Genomic DNA, 17,893 nt, shown 5'->3' on the forward strand with positions numbered 1-17,893 from the left:
CAGATCCACCACCCGGATTCGGACCTCAGCCGCAAACACCTTCGGCATGACAACACTCCCTCACTCAGCGTTGCCTCGACCGATTGATTCCGCCGGATTCACAAAGCGTCATCGTCTAGTAAAAGGTCCGATCGTCCGATCTGCAGTTGACAGCTCACGCACGAACGCGGGCAAGAAACGCTCGCGTGCGCTCTTCAACCGGGTCGCCGAAGAGCTGCTCCGGCTGACCCTGCTCCAGCACTCGCCCACCGTCAAGGAAGCAGACCTTGGTGGCGACCTCGCGGGCGAAGGACATCTCGTGGGTGGCGAGCACGAGGGTCGTACCCGCCTCCGCCTCGGCGCGGACGATCTCCAGCACCTCGCCGACAAGCTCGGGATCGAGGGCCGCGGTGATCTCGTCCAGGAGAAGCAGGCGCGGCCGCGTGCACATCGCGCGCACCAGCGCGACCCGCTGCTGCTGACCTCCCGAGAGGGCGTCGGGGTGGGCGTCGGCCTTGTCGGCGAGGCCGAACCGGGCCAGCAGCGTCCGCGCCCGATCAGCGGCCTCATCAGCTCGGACGCCATGGACGCGCACCTGCGCCAGCGTGCAGTTGTCGAGCACGGAGAGATGCGGGAAGAGGTTGTAGGCCTGGAAGACCATCCCGATCTCGCGGCGCACCGAGCGCGGGTCCACGAGCGGGTCGGAGATCTCCCGGCCGTCGAAGGTGATGACCCCGTCGTCGATCGTCTCGAGCAGATTCAGGCAGCGCAGCAGGGTCGACTTTCCCGACCCCGACGCACCGATCAGGCAGACCACGTCGTGCTCGGCGACGGACAGGTCGAGGTCGTCCAGGACGACCCTCCCGCGGTAGGCCTTCCGCAGCCCCTTGGCCTCCAACAACCCATATCCGGTCATCGGCCCTGCTCCTTCTCGATCTGTCGCCGCATCAGCCAGTCGGTGAGCCGGGTGAGCGGGACCGCGACGATGAGGAAGTACGCAGCCGCGACCAGCAGCGGCGTGCCGTTGAAGTTGTAGCCCTGGTAGTCCTGGGCCGCCCGGAGCGCCTCGAAGACACCCACCGCCGAGATCAGCGCGGTGTCCTTCTGCAGCGAGACGAGGTCGTTCATGAGCGGCGGTACGACGCGGCGTACGGCCTGGGGAAGGACCACGAAGCGCATCGTCTGGGTGTGGGTCAGGGCCAGCGCCTCGGCCGAGGCGACCTGAGTCGGATGGATCGCCAGGATCCCGGCACGGAAGACCTCGGCGACGTAGGCGCCGTAGCAGAGCACCAGGGCGAACGTGGTCAGCCAGAACAGCGAGCTGGTCACCCCCGAGAGTCCCAGCGCCGGGATTCCGATGCCGCAGATGACGACGACCAGGATCGACGGCACCCCGCGGAAGAGGTCGGTGTAGCCGGTCGCCAGGAGCCGCAGCGGCGCCAGCCACGGTGAGGTCGTCTGGCGGGCGATGGCGACGAGGGCACCGAGGATGAGTACGCACGGCTCCGCCACTAGGAAGATCCGGATGTTGATCCAGAACCCCTCCGCGATCGCCGCGAACGACTCGCGCGCGTGCGACCAGCTCAGGAAGTAGTCCCGGACCCGGTCCCACCCGGGCGAGGAGAGGACCAGCAGCACCAGCCCGACCGCGACCACGGCGGTCACCACCGTGGCGATGGCCGTCTGCTGGAGCCGCTGCCGGCGACGTACAGCCTGTCTTTCGAGCTCCCGCTCGCTGGGTTCCCAGCTCACACCGTTGGCCGAGCTTGTCGAGACCCCCATCACTTCAGCACGGGCACCGAGACGACGTCGGACAGCCACTCCTTCTCGAGCGCAGCGAGGGTGCCGTCCTCCTCGAGCGCGGTCAGCGCCTCGTCGAGGCAGGGCGCCAGTCCGCTGTCCTTCTCGGTCAGCAGACCGAACTCCTCCGGCTTCTCGCTGCTCTCGAACTGCCCGGTGATCGTGCTGCCCTCGATCTCGGCGGCGGTGATGTAGAACGCGGTCGGCAGGTCGAAGACGAGCGCGTCGACCTGACCGTTGAGCAGCGCCTGCTTGGCCTGGTCGCTGGTGTCGAAGACCAGCGGGTCCGTGGTCGGCTGCACGTCCTCGCGGATCGCGGTGAGCGACGTGGTCGCGGTCTGGGCGCCGAGCTTGAGGTCCTTCAGGTCGGCCAGCGACCCCGCCGCAGCGGCACCATCCTCCATGGTCACGACCGCCTGGGACGCCGTGTAGTAGCCCTGCGAGAAGTCGACGACGTTCGCACGCTCGGGCGTGATCGAGATCTGGTTGATGTCGAAGTCGAACTTCTTCTCGCCCGGTGTGTAGGAGGTGTTGAACGCCTGCTTGACCCAGACGACGTCGTCCTTCGCGAACCCGAGCTGCTCGGCGACGGCGTAGGCGACCGCCGACTCGAAGCCCTTGCCGTTGCCGGGGTCGTTGTCGGAGAACCACGGCTCGTACGCCGGGGAGTCGGTGCCGATGGTCAGCTTGCCGTCCTGCTTCAGCGGCAGGTCGGCGGCCTCGCAGGAGGCCGGTGCGCCGCCCTCGGCGCCGGTGTCGTCCTCGCCTCCGCACGCGGTCAGGGCGGCGGCGAGAGCGAGCGGAGCGACGAGAAGGGCAGTAAGGCGAGTGCGCATGTCCTGAATGGTAAATGGAACGGGCACTGGCCGCTTCTTATTACTCATGAGTAGCATACGGGCCATGGCGTACCAATCCCTGCTCTCACCGCTCACCATCGGGTCGCTCACGCTGCGCAACCGGGTGGTGATGGGGTCGATGCACACCGGCCTCGAGGACCACGCGTGGGACATCCCGAAGCTGGCCGCCTACTTCGCCGAGCGGGCACGGGGAGGCACCGGGCTGATCATCACCGGCGGCTACGCCCCGAACAAGCGCGGCTGGCTCAAGCCGTTCGCGAGCGAGATGAGCTCCCGGCTGCACGCCGCCCAGCACCGCCGGGTCACCGGCGCGGTGCACGAGGAGGGCGGCGCGATCGCGATGCAGGTGCTGCACGCGGGTCGGTACGCCTACACGCCGTTCTCGGTCAGTGCCTCGGCCGTCCAGGCGCCGATCAACCCGTTCAAGCCCGCGGCCCTCTCCGACAAGGCCGTCGAGACGACCGTGAACGACTTCGCCAAGAGCATCTCGCTGGCGAAGAAGGCCGGCTACGACGCGGTCGAGATCATGGGGTCGGAGGGCTATCTGATCAACCAGTTCCTCGCCGAGCGGACCAACCAGCGCGAGGACCGCTGGGGCGGCACCGCGACCAACCGGATGCGGTTCCCGGTGGAGATCGTGCGGCGCTCGCGCGAGCTGGTCGGTGACGACTTCCCGATCATCTTCCGGCTCTCGATCCTCGACCTGGTCGAGGACGGCCAGACCTGGGAGGAGACGATCGAGCTTGCGTACGCGCTCCAGGATGCCGGCGTCTCGGTGTTCAACACCGGCATCGGCTGGCACGAGGCGCGGGTGCCCACGATCATCACGCAGGTCCCGCGCGGCGCCTGGCTCGACATGACCGCGCGCCTCAAGGCCGAGGTGAACATCCCGGTCTGCGCCTCCAACCGGATCAACACCCCCGAGCTCGCCGAGTCGGCGATCGCCGAGGGCAAGGCCGACCTGGTCTCGATGGCCCGCCCGCTGCTGGCCGACCCCGAGTTCGCCAAGAAGACCGCCGAGGGCCGCACCGACGAGATCAACACCTGCATCGCCTGCAACCAGGCCTGCCTGGACCACGCCTTCGCCAACAAGGCCGCCTCCTGCCTGGTCAACCCGCGCGCGGCGCGCGAGACCACGCTGGTGCTCAGGCCGACCAAGCTCAAGCAGACCGTGGCCGTCGTCGGCGCCGGACCGGCCGGCCTCGCCGCCGCGACCTCGGCCGCCGAGCGTGGCTTCGCGGTGACCCTGTTCGAGAAGTCCTCGCAGGTCGGAGGGCAGTTCCGGCTCGCGATGGCGGTGCCCGGCAAGGAGGACTTCAAGGACACGCTGCGCTACTTCACCCGGCGCCTGGAGGTGCTGGGCGTCGAGGTACGTCTCGACACCGAGGCCACCACCGCCGACCTGAAGCCCTTCGACCACGTCATCGTCTCCACCGGCGTCACGCCGCGGCTCCCGCAGATCGCCGGCTCCGAGGACGACCGGGTCGTGACGTACGCCGACGTGCTCGCCGGCCGGGTCGTCCCGGGCCGCCGCGTCGCGGTGATCGGCGCCGGCGGCATCGGCGTCGATGTGTCCGCCTGGCTGACCCACCAGCCAGAGACCCTCGAGGAGTGGAAGGCCCGTTGGGGTGTCGGTGACCCGGCGACATTCCGCGGCGGTCTGACCACGCCGGTCCTGGACGCGCCGGCTCGCCAGGTGACCCTGCTGCAGCGCAAGTCCACCCCGATCGGCATCGGCCTCGGCAAGACCTCCGGCTGGGCCCACCGCGCCCACCTGAAGCAGGACGGCGTCAAGCAGGTGCGAGGCGCGACGTACGACAAGATCGAGGCCGGCGACGACTCCCTCACCCTCCACTACGCCGTCGACGGCGAGCCGCGCACGCTCGAGGTCGACCACGTGATCCTCTGCGCCGGCCAGGAGTCGGTGCGCGATCTGTGGACCGAGAAGCCGAACTGGCACCTGATCGGTGGCGCCGACGTCGCCGCCGAGCTCGACGCCAAGCGTGCGATCCAGCAGGGCACCGAGGTCGCCTCGGGCCTGTGACCCGATAGCCTCGGGACATGAGCGATCCCGACTGCCTGTTCTGCAACATCGTCGCGGGCAACATCCCCTCGACGAAGGTCTACGAGGACGAGGAGACGTACGCCTTCACCGACATCGCCCCGGCGGCCGAAGGTCACACGGTGGTGGTGCCGAAGACGCACACCAAGGACGTCCTCGAGGCCGACCCGGCGGTCTTCGCCGCGACCGCCAAGACCGCCCAGGCGGTCGCGAAGCGGGCGGTCGACGTTCTGCAGGCAGACGGGGTCAACGTACTCAACAACTGCGGGCCGGCCGCGTGGCAGACGGTGTTCCACCTGCACTTCCACGTGATCCCGCGCTACACCGACAAGACCAGGGACTCGCTCACGCTCCCTTGGGTGCCGCACCCGGGCGACATGGACGCGATCAAGGCGATCGGCGAGAAGCTCGCCTTCTAGTCACCCCGTCGGGGCTCCCTCGGCGTGGGCGGCGACCATGTCGGCGTACCAGCCGAAGGAGCGTTTGGGCGTACGCACCCCGGCAGCGTCGACGTGCACCAGGCCGTACTTCCCGCCCACGCCGTCCTCCCAGTCCTTGCCGGTGAACGGCGCCTCCCAGCCGTCACGGTCGAGCAGGGTGTAGGCGTAGAAGCCGCGTACGTCGACACCGCGCTCGATCGCGGCCGAGACCGCTTCCAGGTGTGCCTCGAGGTAGTCGATCCGCGCCTGGTCATCGACCTCACCGTCGACCAGCGGAGCGTCGTACGCAGCACCGCACTCGGTCACCACGATCGGCGGCATCGCGGCGCGATAGCGGGACCGGGTGATGATCAGCCACTCCCGCAGGGCGGTGGGCACCACACCCCAGCCGGTGTCGGTGGCGGGATAGCCGACGAGCGGCACCATCCGGAACGGGATGTCGTCGCCCTCGGCGGAGGCGCCGATGCGCTGCGGCGCGAAGAAGTTGACCCCGTAGAAGTCGAGCGGTGAACGGATGACGGCCATGTCGCCCGGCATCGTGACCTCGTCGGCGAGACCGGCGATGTCACGGGGGTAGCGGCCCATCAGCATCGCCTCGAGAGGCACCGCGTTCCAGGCCAGATCGATGAGCTTGGCCGCGCCGACGTCGGCGGGATCCTCCGAGAGCGGCCAGATCGGCTCGTGGTGGTTGGCACACCCGACCGACTCGACCCCGGCGGCACGCAGCACCTGCACGCCGCGGCCGTGGGCGAGGAGCAGGTGGTGCATCGCCGCGACGACTCCCCAGCCCGCGCGACGGCCGGGCGCGATCGTGCCGAGCCCGTAGCCGAGGTAGCCGGCCACGTTGGGGTCCTGGACCGGCACCCACTCCGGGATCCGGTCGCCGATCAGGTCCACGACCGTCTCGGCGTAGTCGCCGAACGCGTCGACGGTGGCGCGGTTGAGCCAGCCACCATCGGCGGCCAGCGGCTCCGGCAGCTCGCCGGCGTAGAGCGTGGCCGACGGTCGCAGACCGGCCTCGAGCAGCTCGTCGACCAGACGGTCGTAACGAGCGCGGGCATCGGGATCGAAGACACCGCGCCCACCCGGCTGAAGCTCACGCCAGGAGACCGCGAACCGGTATCCCGGCGCACCGAGACGTTGAAGCAGCGCAACATCCTGCTCGCCCCCCGGCCGGGTGGCGTCTGCAGTGCCGAACACGAAGCCAGTCGGGAACTTGGGAAACGCCACGGCACAATCATGACTGTGACTGCCCAGATCCGCCGAGGAAACGCCCGATTCACGGAACGTCCCCCCGGCCTCCGGCCAGGAAAAATTACCTGGCACACCTACTCATTCGGTTCCCACTACGACCCCGAGCGCGTCGGCTTCGGCCCGATCGTGACCTACGACGAGCACCTGCTGCGCAACGGTGAGGGCTTCGAGACCCATCACCACGCCGGCGTCACGATCGTGACCTGGCCGCTGTCCGGCGAGGTGACCCACACCGACTCGACCGGCGCCACCGGGACCGTCGCCCCCGGCCAGGTCGGCGTCTTCACCACCGGCGACGGGGTCGACCACTCCGAGTTCGCCTCGGCCGCCGGCACCCGGTTCATCCAGGTGTGGATCGCCGGCAGCACCGGCGCGCCGGCGTACGCCGTCCATGACGTCGCCGCGGTCGAGGGCGAGTGGACCGAGGCGGTCCGCCTGGACCAGGGGACACTGCGGGTGGGCCACGTCGGCACCGCCGGCCCTGGCGAGATCACCCTCCCGGAGGCGAGGCTCCGCCATCTCCACGTGGCCTCCGGCGCCCTCCTGCGCAGCGGAATGGCCGAGCCGCTCACCGCCGGCGACGCCTTCGAGGTGACCGCCGGCGACGACCTGCCGCCAGAATTCACGGTCAGTGCGGGCGTACCGACCGAGCTTCTGCTCTGGACGTTCGACCAGGCCGATTAAAGCGCGGACAGGCAGCATCAGACACGGATAGGGTCCGCCTAAGACTGCTGCTCAGTGTGGAGACTCTGCCGAAGGATTTGGTGTGACGACGTTCCTGATCATCGGAGCCGTCGGGCTGGGCCTCCTCCTGGTGTCGCTGGTGATCGGCGACCTCCTCGATGGCTTCCTCGGCGGCCTGCTGGACTGGCTGGCGAGTGACTCCTACTCCACCGCCGCGCTGGCCGGGTTCGTGTCGGCGTTCGGGTTCGGCGGTGCCATCGCCCACGGGCCGCTGGACCTCGGCCTGCTGCCGTCCATCCTGATCGGCTCCGTCGTCGGAGCACTCTTCGCCTGGTTCACGTTGTGGCTGACGCGCCTGCTGAAGGAGGACCAGACCGACGCGGCGCCCTCGGGGGAGGCCGCCGTCGGCCTGGACGCTGCCGTGATCACCACGATCCCGGCGGACGGGTTCGGCGTGGTGCGGGTCGCCCTCGGGGGCCACACGGTGACCTACAACGCCAAGGCGCCCGACTCCGACGAGGCGATCACGCCCGGCACCGCCGTGCACGTGACCGGAGTCCTCTCACCGACGGCAGTCACCGTCGCGCCGACGTGGCGCGAGATCACCTCCTGACTGAAGGAATCCTCATGGAACTGCTGGTGCCGATCGCCGGCCTTGTCGTACTTCTCATCCTGCTTCTGCTGCTGGTCACCAGCCGCTACAAGGTCGCCGGTCCCAACCAGGCCTTCATCGTCACCGGCCGCAAGGGCAAGGCGGTGCTCAACCCCGAGACCGGTCAGCTCACCACCGACCTGTCGGGCCAGAAGGTCGTGCTCGGCGGCGGCGTCTTCGTGGTGCCGTTCGTCCAGAAGCTGGCCACGATGGACCTCTCCTCGCGCCGGATCTCGGTCCAGATCCGCGGTGCGGTCTCCGGGCAGGGCATCAAGCTCAACCTCGAGGGTGTCGCGATCGTGAAGGTGGGCGGCAACGCCGACCAGATCCGGCTGTCCGCACAGCGCTTCCTCTCCCAGCAGGAGGAGATCGAGCCCTTCACGCAGGAGGTGCTCGCCGGCGCGCTGCGTTCGATCGTCGGCGGTCTGACCGTCGAGCAGATCATCCGTGACCGGGCCGCATTCGCGCAGCGGGTCGCCGACGAGTCCGAGTCGTCGCTCACCGGTCAGGGCCTGATCCTGGACACCTTCCAGATCCAGGACGTCACCGACGACGGCTCCTACCTGACGAACCTGGGCCGCCCCGAGGCCGCCCGCATCACCCAGGCCGCCTCGATCGCCGAGGCCGAGGCCCGTCGTGCCGCCGAGCAGGCCCGGATCAAGGCCGAGGAGGAGATCGCGATCGCCCAGCGCGCGCTCGCGCTCAAGCAGGCCGAGATCAAGGCGGAGACCGACGCGGCGGCCGCCAACGCCGCCGCCTCCGGCCCGCTCGCCCAGGCCGACCGCGATCAGGCCATCCTCACCGAGCAGGAGAAGGTCGCCGTACGCCAGGCGGCGCTGACCGAGCGCCAGCTGGAGACGCAGGTCCGCAAGCCCGCCGACGCCGAGCGCTACCGCGTCGAGCAGGAGGCGGAGGGTCGTCGCAGCTCGGAGATCGCCGCCGCGGAGGCCCGCAAGGCAGCCACCATCGCCGCGGCCGAGGCCGACGCCGAGCAGGCCCGGCTCTCCGGCGAGGCCGAGAAGGCCCGCCGTGCCGCTCTGGCCGAGGCCGAGGCCATCGAGGGCGCCCGGCGCGGTGACGCGCAGAAGTCGCTGCGTCTGGCCGGCGCCGAGGCCACCCGGGCCGAGGGTGAGGCGAGCGCTGCCGCCACCCTGGCCGTCGGTCACGCCGAGGCCGAGGCGATGGAGAAGCGCGCCGCGGCGTTCGCGTCCTACAACGACGCCGCCGTGCTGCAGATGCTCATCGAGGTGCTGCCCCAGGTCGCCAGGGAGGTCGCCGCACCGATCAGCGCCATCGACAACCTCACGGTGCTCTCCACCGAGGGGGCCGGCGCCATTCCGAAGCAGGTCAACGACAACGTCATCCAGACCCTCAACATGCTCAAGACCACGACCGGTGTCGACCTCGGCGCGATGCTCCGCAAGGCCGCCGACTCGACCCCCGCGAACGGCACCGTGGAGATCCCGGCCGGGCAGTGACCGATCCACACATTGCTAACACCCGGTCACATATCCGGTAGAAAACCGACATAGACGTGACAGCCAGGAACAAGTCTGGTTATGTATCCACGTCGACGTAGGGAGGGAGCACTCCAAACCTCGACCGGGCCTCGCGGCCGAAAGGCCGCCAGGCTCGCCCCCCGAGCTTCTCTACTGTTCCCCCCGTCGGTAGAGAAACACCGAGGGAAATCGAATGTGGCCCGGCCTCACGGCCGGGCCACATCCTATTTGGCGGTCCTCAGCGCTCGTTGACCATCCGCAGGAACGCCTCGACGAGCGGGCCGGAGGTGGCGGCACCGTTCTCGCCCTCGTCGACGTAGACGGCCACGGCCAGGTCGCCCTGCGCCGCGATCATCCAGGTGTGGGTGAGGCGCTTGCCGTTGCGGTCGAACTCCGCCGTGCCCGTCTTCGCGATCACCGGCTTGCCCGGTACGTCTCGCAGCCCGCTGCCGGTGCCGTCGGTGACCACACCCCGGAAGATCGTACGCAGCTGCTCGGCCTCGTCGGCGGCGAGCGGCTCGACACCCGACGGCTTGGCGACCTGGCCCTCGACGAGGGTCGGGACCACGGTGTGACCGGCCTGGATGGAGCCGATGACAGTGGCCATCACGAGCGGCGAGGCGAGCACCTTGCCCTGTCCGATCAGGTCGGCGGCGTGCTCGGTCTCTCCCGCCGGCTCCGGGATCTGGCCGAAGTAGGAGGTGAAGCCGGCGTCGCGGTCGATGCCGAAGCCCAGCGAGGCGGCGGCGGAGGCGATCTCGGCGTGGCCGACCTCACCGGCGACGCCGACCATCGCGGTGTTGCAGGACTCGGCGACGGCGTGGGCGAGGGTGATCTCGCCGAGGGCCGACTTCGGGTACCAGGAGTCGTTCTTGAAGGTCTTGCCGTCGACGGTGGTCTTCGCCGGGCACTTGACCTGGCTCTCGGCGTTGAGGCCCTTACGCAGCAGGGCCAGCGTGGTCGCGGCCTTGAAGGTCGAGCCCGGAGCTGCCTGGCCGTAGGTGGCCAGGTTCATCTTGTTGTCCTCGCCGTTGGCGGCGACCAGCACGGCACCGTCGCTGGGCCGGATCGCGACCAGGGCGCTCTCGGGCTTGACGCGCTTCAGGATCTTTTCTGCGCCCTTCTGCAGCCGCTCATCGAGGGTGACGGTGAGCGACTTCCCGTCGATCGGGTCGGTGCTGTAGAGCCGCTTGAGCACCTCGCCTTCGTCACCGAGCACCGCGACCTGGAGCCCGGGCTTCCCGCGCAACTGCTCGTCGTAGCGCGCCTGCAGGCCGGAGAGACCGGCGAGATCACCCGGGAGGTAGGTGCCGGGCTTCTTCTTCATCATCTCCGCCGTGACCTCACCGACGATGCCGACGACCGGCGAGGCGAACTCCTTGGTCGGGCCGAGCGGGAGGGTTCGGTTGAGCATCGCGGCGCCCTTGATCTTGGCGATCTTCGCGGCTTTGGCCTTCGTCATCATCGGCTTGCGGATCGAGAGCGCCTCGACGAACGCCTTGTCACCGGCCGCCTTGACGCGCTTGGCGTAGCGCTTCGGGTTGATGCCGACGATCGCGGCGATGTCGCGGGCGGCCGCGGGAGCCGCCACCGGGTCGATCAGGGTCTTGTCGATGCCGACCGTGACGACCGGTCGATCCGCGACCAGGGTCGCTCCGGACGTACTCAGGATCTCGCCGCGCTGCTGCTGGACGGTCTCGACGTGGAGGCTACGTCCTTCGGCGAGCGTCGGGGCGACGACCGTCGGCTCCCAGACGAACTCCCACTTCTCGTCGGTCTTGCGGAGCTCGACCTCAGACTCGTAGGTCCATCGGCCGCCCGGCAGTCCCCACGCCCAGGTGAGGGTCGACTTCGCGCTGTCGGTGCCGTGGCCGGAGAAGACCGGCTTGGTCGCGGACACGTCGGGCGCGCCCAGCTTCCCGAACAGGTTGCCGGTCAGATTGCTGTAATCGGTGGCGACGGCAGCGGGATCGGTCTTCGCCACGAAGTCGACCTTGGTGAAGGTGCCGGTCTCCAGCGCCGTGGTCAGGGTCGACATGCTCGGACCCGGTTCCTTGGCCCCACCACATGCGGCAAGCAGCGGTAGGGCAACAGCAAGGGCCGCTATGCCCCGGGAGACTCGCATGGAACGGTTCTATCAGCCTTGCCCCCAAGATTGGGTTACACCCGTCCAACGCGGAGGTTGTGAAGCCGAGCGCGCCTGGTGGGCACGCCCGGCTCCACCACCATCTGGATCAGTGCGTCGCCAGCCAGGCGTCCAGGTCGACGCCGCGCTGGTCGGCGAGCTTCTCCAGACGCTCACGGGTCGGCGGCTGGAACACCTTCGGCTCGATGTGGCGGTCGAGAGCGGCGTACTTCCTCTGCTTGGCGGCCTGCGCGGGACCGGTCGCCTCGGCTGCGGCGACCACGGCGGGGCTCGCGGTGACGGCGGCGCCGGTGAGCGGCGAGCTCACCAGCGGGGTGTAGCCGTCACGATGGCCGGCGGCGTTGGCGTGGTAGGACTCCTCGATCGGGTTGGAGAGCCCGTTGATCCACTCGACGTCGTCGCAGACCGCGTGTCCGGTGAACCGGCTGATCGGGTTGACGTAGCTGAACCCGGCGGCGCTCGCCCGCGAGGCCGTGGTGTTGTTGAGGAGTACGGCGGTGTCGTTGAGGATCGCCTCGTCCGACGGGCTGAACCAGGTGGCCGCGTTGCAGTCCTCGCCCATGAACAGCTTCGGATAGCCCACGACCACCACCTTCGCGCTGGGCGCGGCCGACCGGATCCTCGAGTAGAGCGTGCCGAGGCTGGCCGGAAGCGTGTTGCGGATGTAGTTCTGCGCACCCGCGACGGCTCCCGCGCAGTCGCTCGCCCAGGCGGGGAGAGCGCACTCGGTGATCACGTCGGCGAAGCCGGCGTCGTTGCCACCGACGGAGATGGTCACGTAACGGGTCGAGCTGGACAGCGCGCTGAGCTGGCTGTTGGTGACGTCGGCGACGACCGCACCCGAGCACGCGCGGAAGTTGAGGCTGTAGCCCTTCGCCGCGGCGACCAGGCTCGGGTACGCCAGGGTCGACCGCATGCAGTTGCTGCCGTCGTTGATGTAGCTGCGAGTGCCCACTCCGGAGGAGTAGGAGTCGCCGAGCGCGACGTAAGGCTCCCCGGCCGCGTTGGCCGGGGAGCCTGGGGCGACGGCGAGGCCGGCGCCGAGAAGGGCGATGGAGGTGAGGGAGACCGCGAGGCGGACTTTGGACAGGCGGAAGGTCGAACCGTTCATGGCAACTCCCGAAAGCCAGGGACCGCTTGGGGGTGCGGTCCTTCCCTTCGGTTGTACGCGCCCTTACGGACGCCCGCAGGAAATTTGTTGCACGTCCAAGTAACTGTCCGGAACCCGCTTACCCAGGTTCATCAGACGTTCTGCAGACGCGGCAGGAGCCGGTCGAGCCACTTCGGCAGCCACCAGGCGCGGGCGCCGAGCAGCCGCATCACCGCCGGCACGATGAGGCACCGCACCACGACCGCGTCGAGCAGCACCGCCACCGCCATCACGAAGCCCATCTCCTGCAGCATCCGGTCCGGGCTGAACCAGAAGGCACCGAAGACCACGACCATGATCGCGGCGGCCGCGGTGATGACGCCGCCGGTGTGCGCCAGCCCCTCCCGGACCGCCTCCTGGGCATCGCCGCTGCGCAGCCACTCCTCGCGCATCCGCGAGATCAGGAAGACCTCGTAGTCCATCGAGAGCCCGAAGACGATCGCGAAGGTCATCACCGGCAGGAACGCCTCGATCGGGCCGGGCTCGACCCCGAGCAGCCCCTCCTGGAAGACGTACGTCATCGCACCCATCGAGGCGCCGATCGAGAGGACGTTGAGGATGGCCGCCTTGATCGCGACCGCCACGGACCGGAAGACGCACATCAGCAGCAGCGCGGAGAGCCCGACGACGAGCCCGATGAAGAGCGGCAGCTTCTCGCCGACCGCGTCGGAGTAGTCGATCAGCGCCGCGGTCGATCCGCCGACGAGGACGTCGTCGCCGAGATCCTCCCGGAGGTCCTTCACCAGCTCGGTGGTCTCGGCGTCCTGCGGGCCCGTCTCCGGGAAGGCGATGGAGGTGTACACCGCACCGTCGGCCGACGGCTGCGGCGGGGTCACGGAGGCCACGCCTTCGTACCCCGTGACCTCCTCGTACGCAGCGACCGCCTGCTCCTGGGAACCCTCGGTCATGACGATGAGCGGGCCGTTGGCACCGGGGCCGAACTTCTCGCTGACCAGGTCGTGCGCCTTCCGCGTGGTCGAGGACGGGTCGTCGTTGCCGGCGTCGGCGAAGCCGAGCTGGAGGCCGAGGACCGGGGTGGCCAGCGCGCCGAGAGCGACCAGGGAGACGATCAGCGCGGCCCACGGGTGCCGCTGGACACCGGAGGCCCAGGCGCGCCAGCGCTGGCCGGGCTCACGCCGTGACCGGGCGGCGTGCTTGCGTACGGACTTCTCCAGGCGCTTGCCGAACAGCGTCAGCAGCGACGGCAGCAGGGTGACCGCGGCGATCATGGTCATCAGGACGGTGAGGGCGACGCCGAGCACGACCCCCTGGATCGAGGTCAGCTGCAGCACATAGAGGCCACAGAGCGCGAGGATCACGCTGACGCCGGCGAAGAGGACCGAGCGACCGGCGGTGTCGATCGCGGTCGCCGTGGCATGCTCGCGGGTGGCGCCGCCGAGCAGCTCGCTGCGGTAGCGCGAGAAGACGAGCAGCGCGTAGTCGATGCCCACGCCGAGCCCGACGATCATCAGCATCGGCGCGGTGTAGTCCGGGATCGTGGTCACGTGCGAGAGCAGAGTGACCACGCCGAAGGTCGTGCCGACCGCGAAGATCGCGGTGATCAGCGGCAGGCTCGCCGCCAGGAACGAGCCGAACATGAACAGCATGATCACCAGCGCGGCGAGCATGCCCATCCCCTCGGAGCTGCCGCCCTCGCCCTCGTTCACCTCGCGCATCGAGTCGCCGGCCATCTCGACCTGGAGGTCGTCGGTCGACGTCTCGTCCGCCAGCTCGAGGAACGGCTCATAGGCGCTCACCGGGAGCTCGCCGGCCTCGGCGTCCATCACGACGGTGACCAGCGCGGTCGTACCGTCCTCGCTCACCGACCCGCGCTGTGGATCCGCCGCTTCGACGGTCTCGACGTGCGGGACCTCGGCGAGGTCGGCGAGCAGCTGGTCAACGGCCTGCTGATCGGTGTTCCAGCCGCGCTCGTCGTGGATGACCGCCCGCACCTGGTCACCGGTCGACCCGCCGTGCTCGGCCTGGAGGTCGGCCATCTCCTGCGACTGGGTGCCAGGGATGTCGAAGGAGTTGCGGTAGTCGTCGCCGATGCTCTGCGCCGCCGCCGTCACGCCCACCAGGACGACCACCCACAGCAGCAGCGCGGTCCAGTGATGGCGTTGGGAGAAGGACGCCAGCCGCCGCAGCGGACTGGGTCTCGTGATCGTCTGTGTGGTCATCATGTCTCCTGTCGTGTCTCGCCTGGCTATAGGTAGCCTGGCAACATGTATGAAGACAATGTACGGCGGACTGTGTAGGCTGTCTACATGAAAGCCGATGCCCTCCGTGGCCACCTCGACTCGCTGATCCTGGCCGTCGTCGAGAAACAGCCCCTCCACGGCTACGCGATCATCGAGGCCCTGAGCGCCCGCAGCGGCGGCGAGCTCGACCTCCCCACCGGCACCATCTACCCCGCGCTGCGCCGGCTGGAGAAGGCGGGCTACCTCGACAGCTCCTGGTCCGAGGTCGGCGGCCGCAAACGCCGCACCTACGAGCTCTCCTCCGCCGGCCGCAACGCCCTCGCCGCCCACCGCCAGGAGTGGCGTACCTTCGCCAAGGTCGTCTCCGGCGTACTCGGCGAAGCCTGACCCCCAGCCGAGACGGCAGTTGCGCCGGCCGAGACGGCACTTCTGGCGAGTCATTCAGGGAGTTCCCTGATGTGCGCGACACCGCTGAGGACGGAGGATTGACCGCATGAGCGCCGTCGACGTCTACCTTGCGGACCTGCGCGCCGCGATCCCCGGCCCGAGCTGGACCCGGCGTGACCTCCTGCGGGAGGCCGGCGACCACCTCGAGGACGCGACCGATGCCTACACCGCCGCCGGCTACACACCCACCGAGGCCGAGGCGCTCGCCCTGCGCGACTTCGGCTCGGTCGACGACATCGCCCCCGGCTTCCGCGACACCGTCGCGATCGGTGCCGCCCGACGTACGGCCATCCTGCTCGTCCTCGTCATGGTTCCCCAGGCCTTCCTGTGGGACGGCGGGATCGAGCTCGGCGCGAGCGCCCACTCAGCCGCTCCGGACAGCGGCCTCTTCCACGTCCTCGACATCGTCATCGGGTACGTCGGCACAGCAGGCGCCCTCGGCGCCCTGGTCGCCCTGGCGGTGACCGCGATCGGTCAGCGTTGGCTCCGGGTCGGGCGCCGTACGGCCCGGCTGACCGCCGCCTGGTCCCTGGCCACGGCCATGATCGTGCCGATCATCGGCTTCACCATGCTGGCCCTGACCGGCGGCCTCACCGTGTTCCTGGCCCTCAGCGCCCTGGCCCTGATGGCCGCACCGTTCGCCCTGGTCGCCCTCTCGGCCCAGCGCACCCTCGCCGCCTGCTGAAACACGAGTGCCGCTAGGCAGCGGTCGGTGAGTCCACGGTCGTCCTGGGCCGCCAGCGGGCCGTCCCTCTCGCCACTTCAGTCACAGCGTTCGGGCAATGCCTGCACTTCTCAGGCATTGCAATGCCTGAGAAGTGCAGGGATACCCGGTTAACCGGGTATCCCGACGTCAGTCGAACTTGCGCTTCTGCCGCGGCTTGCGGGGACGGTCACCGAAGTCGGAGCTGCCCGGTCGGCCGCCCTTGTCGAAGCGACCACCGGAACGGCGCACGGGGCCGCCGCCGGAGTCCTCGGAGAGCTCGATGAGCTTGCCGGAGATGCGGGTCGACTCGAGGGCCTTCCAGGTCTCGGGAGCCAGGTCCGCGGGGAGCTCGACGAGCGAGAAGTCGTTGCGGATGGAGATGTTGCCGAAGTCGGCGCGGCGCAGGCCACCCTCGTTGGCGATGGCGCCGACGATCTGGCGCGGCTCGACGCGGTGGCGCTTGCCGACCTGGATCTTGTAGGTGGCCAGCGGCTGCCCGGTGTGACGCGACGTACCGGTCTCGCGGCGGGGGCCACGGTCGCTGCCGCGGTCGTCGCGGTCGCGACGTCCGCGCCGGTCCTCGTAGGCGGGCTTCTCGGGCTCGGGGTCGAGGAGCAGCGGCTCCTCGCCGTGGAGCACCGCGGCCAGAGCGGCAGCGACGTCGACCTCGGGGACGTCGTGCTCCTCGACGTAGTGACGCACCACGTCGCGGAAGAACTCGATGCGCTCGCCCTCCTGCAACGCGGCGGTGATGCCGTCGTCGAAGCGGGAGAGGCGGGTCGCGTTGACCTCGTCGACCGAGGGCAGCTGCATCTGCACGGGCTGCGCCTTGGTGTGCTTCTCGATCGCGCGCAGCAGCCACCGCTCACGCGGGGTGACGAACGAGATCGCGTCGCCGGTGCGGCCGGCACGCCCGGTGCGGCCGATGCGGTGGACGTACGCCTCGACATCGGTCGGCAGGTCGTAGTTGACCACGTGCGAGATCCGCTCGACGTCGAGACCGCGAGCCGCGACGTCGGTCGCGACCAGGATGTCCAGCGAGCCGTCCTTGAGCTGGTTGACGGTCTTCTCGCGCTGGGCCTGGGCGATGTCGCCGTTGATCGCGGTCGCAGCGAAGCCACGCGCGCGCAGCTTCTCGGCCAGCGACTCGGTCTCGGACTTGGTGCGCGTGAAGACGATCATGCCCTCGAAGTTCTCGACCTCGAGGATGCGGGTGAGCGCGTCGACCTTCTGGGGGTAGGACACCATCAGGTAGCGCTGGGTGATGTTGGTGGCGGTCTGGGTCTTCGCCTTGACCGAGATCTCCTTCGCGTCGCGAAGGTACTTCTTCGACAGCCGGCGGATCTGCGCGGGCATCGTCGCCGAGAAGAGCGCTACCTGCTTGTCCTCGGGGGTGTCGGCGAGGATGGTCTCGACGTCCTCGGCGAAGCCCATGTTGAGCATCTCGTCGGCCTCGTCGAGCACCAGGAAGCGCAGCTGGGAGAGGTCGAGCGTGCCCTTCTCCAGGTGGTCCATGATCCGGCCGGGGGTGCCGACGACGACGTGGACGCCACGGCGCAGCGCGGTCAGCTGCGGCCCGTAGCCCTGGCCGCCGTAGACCGGCAGGATGCGTACGCCGTCGAGGTTGGACGCGTAACGCTCGAACGCCTCGCACACCTGGAGGGCGAGCTCGCGCGTCGGCGCGAGCACCAGCGCCTGGGGCGCGTTCTGGTAGACGTCGAGGTTCGAGAGCACCGGCAGCGCGAACGCGGCGGTCTTACCGGTGCCGGTCTGCGCGAGACCGACGACGTCACGGCCCTCGAGCAGCGACGGGATGGTCGCCGCCTGAATCGCCGAAGGCGTCTCGTAGCCGAGCGCCTTCACGGCCTCGAGGACGCCGGCGGAGAGGCCGAGTGAGTCGAACGTCGGACCCTGCTCAGCCTCCACGCTGGACCCACCGCTGGGCGCACTCGGCTCCTCGGGCGCGGTAGTGGTGGATACGGCAGATTCAGGGTCGGTGCTCACCATCCAACGGTA

General features: G+C 69.3%; 15 protein-coding genes. 7 read left to right on the forward strand and 8 right to left on the reverse strand.

Annotation, left to right across the window (positions count from 1 at the left end):
* Positions 1 to 154 precede the first annotated feature (154 nt).
* From ACIO3S_RS26695 to ACIO3S_RS26705, 3 genes are read right to left on the reverse strand one after another with little or no spacing between them, the layout of a single operon-like run.
* Positions 155 to 895 carry an amino acid ABC transporter ATP-binding protein gene (locus ACIO3S_RS26695; protein ID WP_400469087.1) on the reverse strand — a complete coding sequence of 247 codons (741 nt, stop codon included), beginning with the start codon at positions 893 to 895 and terminating at the stop codon, positions 155 to 157.
* On the reverse strand, positions 892 to 1,731 hold the full coding sequence (locus ACIO3S_RS26700) for an amino acid ABC transporter permease (protein ID WP_400469090.1): 840 nt from the start codon (positions 1,729 to 1,731) through the stop codon (positions 892 to 894). The genes ACIO3S_RS26695 and ACIO3S_RS26700 overlap by 4 nt, the downstream gene beginning before the upstream one ends.
* 29 nt (positions 1,732 to 1,760) lie before the next feature.
* Positions 1,761 to 2,615, reverse strand: coding sequence for an ABC transporter substrate-binding protein (locus tag ACIO3S_RS26705; protein WP_400469093.1), 855 nt, complete (start codon positions 2,613 to 2,615; stop codon positions 1,761 to 1,763).
* Between the two features lie 64 nt (positions 2,616 to 2,679).
* On the opposite strand from ACIO3S_RS26705, the gene ACIO3S_RS26710 reads away from it, so the two are divergent.
* Together ACIO3S_RS26710 and ACIO3S_RS26715 are read left to right on the forward strand one after the other, a co-directional pair.
* Complete coding sequence (locus ACIO3S_RS26710) at positions 2,680 to 4,680, forward strand: NADPH-dependent 2,4-dienoyl-CoA reductase (RefSeq protein WP_400469096.1); 2,001 nt, start codon at positions 2,680 to 2,682, stop codon at positions 4,678 to 4,680.
* A gap of 17 nt (positions 4,681 to 4,697) precedes the next feature.
* A complete protein-coding gene (locus tag ACIO3S_RS26715; protein ID WP_160025889.1) occupies positions 4,698 to 5,117 on the forward strand; it encodes an HIT family protein in 420 nt (139 codons plus the stop codon).
* On the opposite strand, the gene ACIO3S_RS26720 is transcribed toward ACIO3S_RS26715, so the two are convergent.
* On the reverse strand, positions 5,118 to 6,368 hold the full coding sequence (locus ACIO3S_RS26720) for a family 1 glycosylhydrolase (RefSeq protein WP_350839957.1): 1,251 nt from the start codon (positions 6,366 to 6,368) through the stop codon (positions 5,118 to 5,120).
* Between the two features lie 15 nt (positions 6,369 to 6,383).
* Between ACIO3S_RS26720 and ACIO3S_RS26725 the strand changes: the two genes are divergently transcribed.
* The 3 genes from ACIO3S_RS26725 (at position 6,384) to ACIO3S_RS26735 (ending at position 9,206) form a co-directional block, all read left to right on the forward strand.
* The gene (locus ACIO3S_RS26725; protein ID WP_400469100.1) at positions 6,384 to 7,076 is read left to right on the forward strand and encodes a pirin family protein; all 693 of its coding nucleotides are present in this window, start codon (positions 6,384 to 6,386) and stop codon (positions 7,074 to 7,076) included.
* Between the two features lie 82 nt (positions 7,077 to 7,158).
* The gene (locus ACIO3S_RS26730) at positions 7,159 to 7,689 is read left to right on the forward strand and encodes a hypothetical protein (protein ID WP_160025892.1); all 531 of its coding nucleotides are present in this window, start codon (positions 7,159 to 7,161) and stop codon (positions 7,687 to 7,689) included.
* A gap of 14 nt (positions 7,690 to 7,703) precedes the next feature.
* Positions 7,704 to 9,206 (forward strand): flotillin family protein, encoded by a 1,503-nt coding sequence (locus ACIO3S_RS26735; protein WP_160025893.1) that lies wholly within the window; start codon positions 7,704 to 7,706, stop codon positions 9,204 to 9,206.
* A gap of 259 nt (positions 9,207 to 9,465) precedes the next feature.
* On the opposite strand, the gene ACIO3S_RS26740 is transcribed toward ACIO3S_RS26735, so the two are convergent.
* From ACIO3S_RS26740 to ACIO3S_RS26750, 3 genes are all read right to left on the reverse strand, one after another.
* Complete coding sequence (locus ACIO3S_RS26740) at positions 9,466 to 11,265, reverse strand: penicillin-binding transpeptidase domain-containing protein (RefSeq protein WP_400469104.1); 1,800 nt, start codon at positions 11,263 to 11,265, stop codon at positions 9,466 to 9,468.
* A 196-nt stretch (positions 11,266 to 11,461) separates the two neighbouring features.
* Positions 11,462 to 12,484, reverse strand: a complete 1,023-nt coding sequence (locus ACIO3S_RS26745; protein ID WP_350839952.1) for an SGNH/GDSL hydrolase family protein — start codon at positions 12,482 to 12,484, stop codon at positions 11,462 to 11,464.
* Between the two features lie 131 nt (positions 12,485 to 12,615).
* The gene (locus tag ACIO3S_RS26750; protein ID WP_400469107.1) at positions 12,616 to 14,703 is read right to left on the reverse strand and encodes an MMPL family transporter; all 2,088 of its coding nucleotides are present in this window, start codon (positions 14,701 to 14,703) and stop codon (positions 12,616 to 12,618) included.
* Positions 14,704 to 14,790: 87 nt separating this feature from the next.
* Between ACIO3S_RS26750 and ACIO3S_RS26755 the strand changes: the two genes are divergently transcribed.
* Positions 14,791 to 15,111: a PadR family transcriptional regulator gene (locus tag ACIO3S_RS26755; protein ID WP_008356007.1), complete on the forward strand. Its 321-nt coding sequence runs from the start codon at positions 14,791 to 14,793 to the stop codon at positions 15,109 to 15,111.
* 106 nt (positions 15,112 to 15,217) lie between these two features.
* Positions 15,218 to 15,856 (forward strand): permease prefix domain 1-containing protein, encoded by a 639-nt coding sequence (locus ACIO3S_RS26760; protein ID WP_400469110.1) that lies wholly within the window; start codon positions 15,218 to 15,220, stop codon positions 15,854 to 15,856.
* 168 nt (positions 15,857 to 16,024) lie between these two features.
* Here the strand turns inward: ACIO3S_RS26760 and ACIO3S_RS26765 are convergent, their stop codons facing one another.
* A complete protein-coding gene (locus ACIO3S_RS26765) occupies positions 16,025 to 17,884 on the reverse strand; it encodes a DEAD/DEAH box helicase (RefSeq protein WP_160025899.1) in 1,860 nt (619 codons plus the stop codon).
* Between the last annotated feature and the right edge of the window lie 9 nt (positions 17,885 to 17,893).

The organism is Nocardioides sp. NPDC087217 (assembly GCF_044744805.1).
In the GTDB taxonomy this organism is placed as follows: Bacteria; Actinomycetota; Actinomycetes; order Propionibacteriales; family Nocardioidaceae; genus Nocardioides.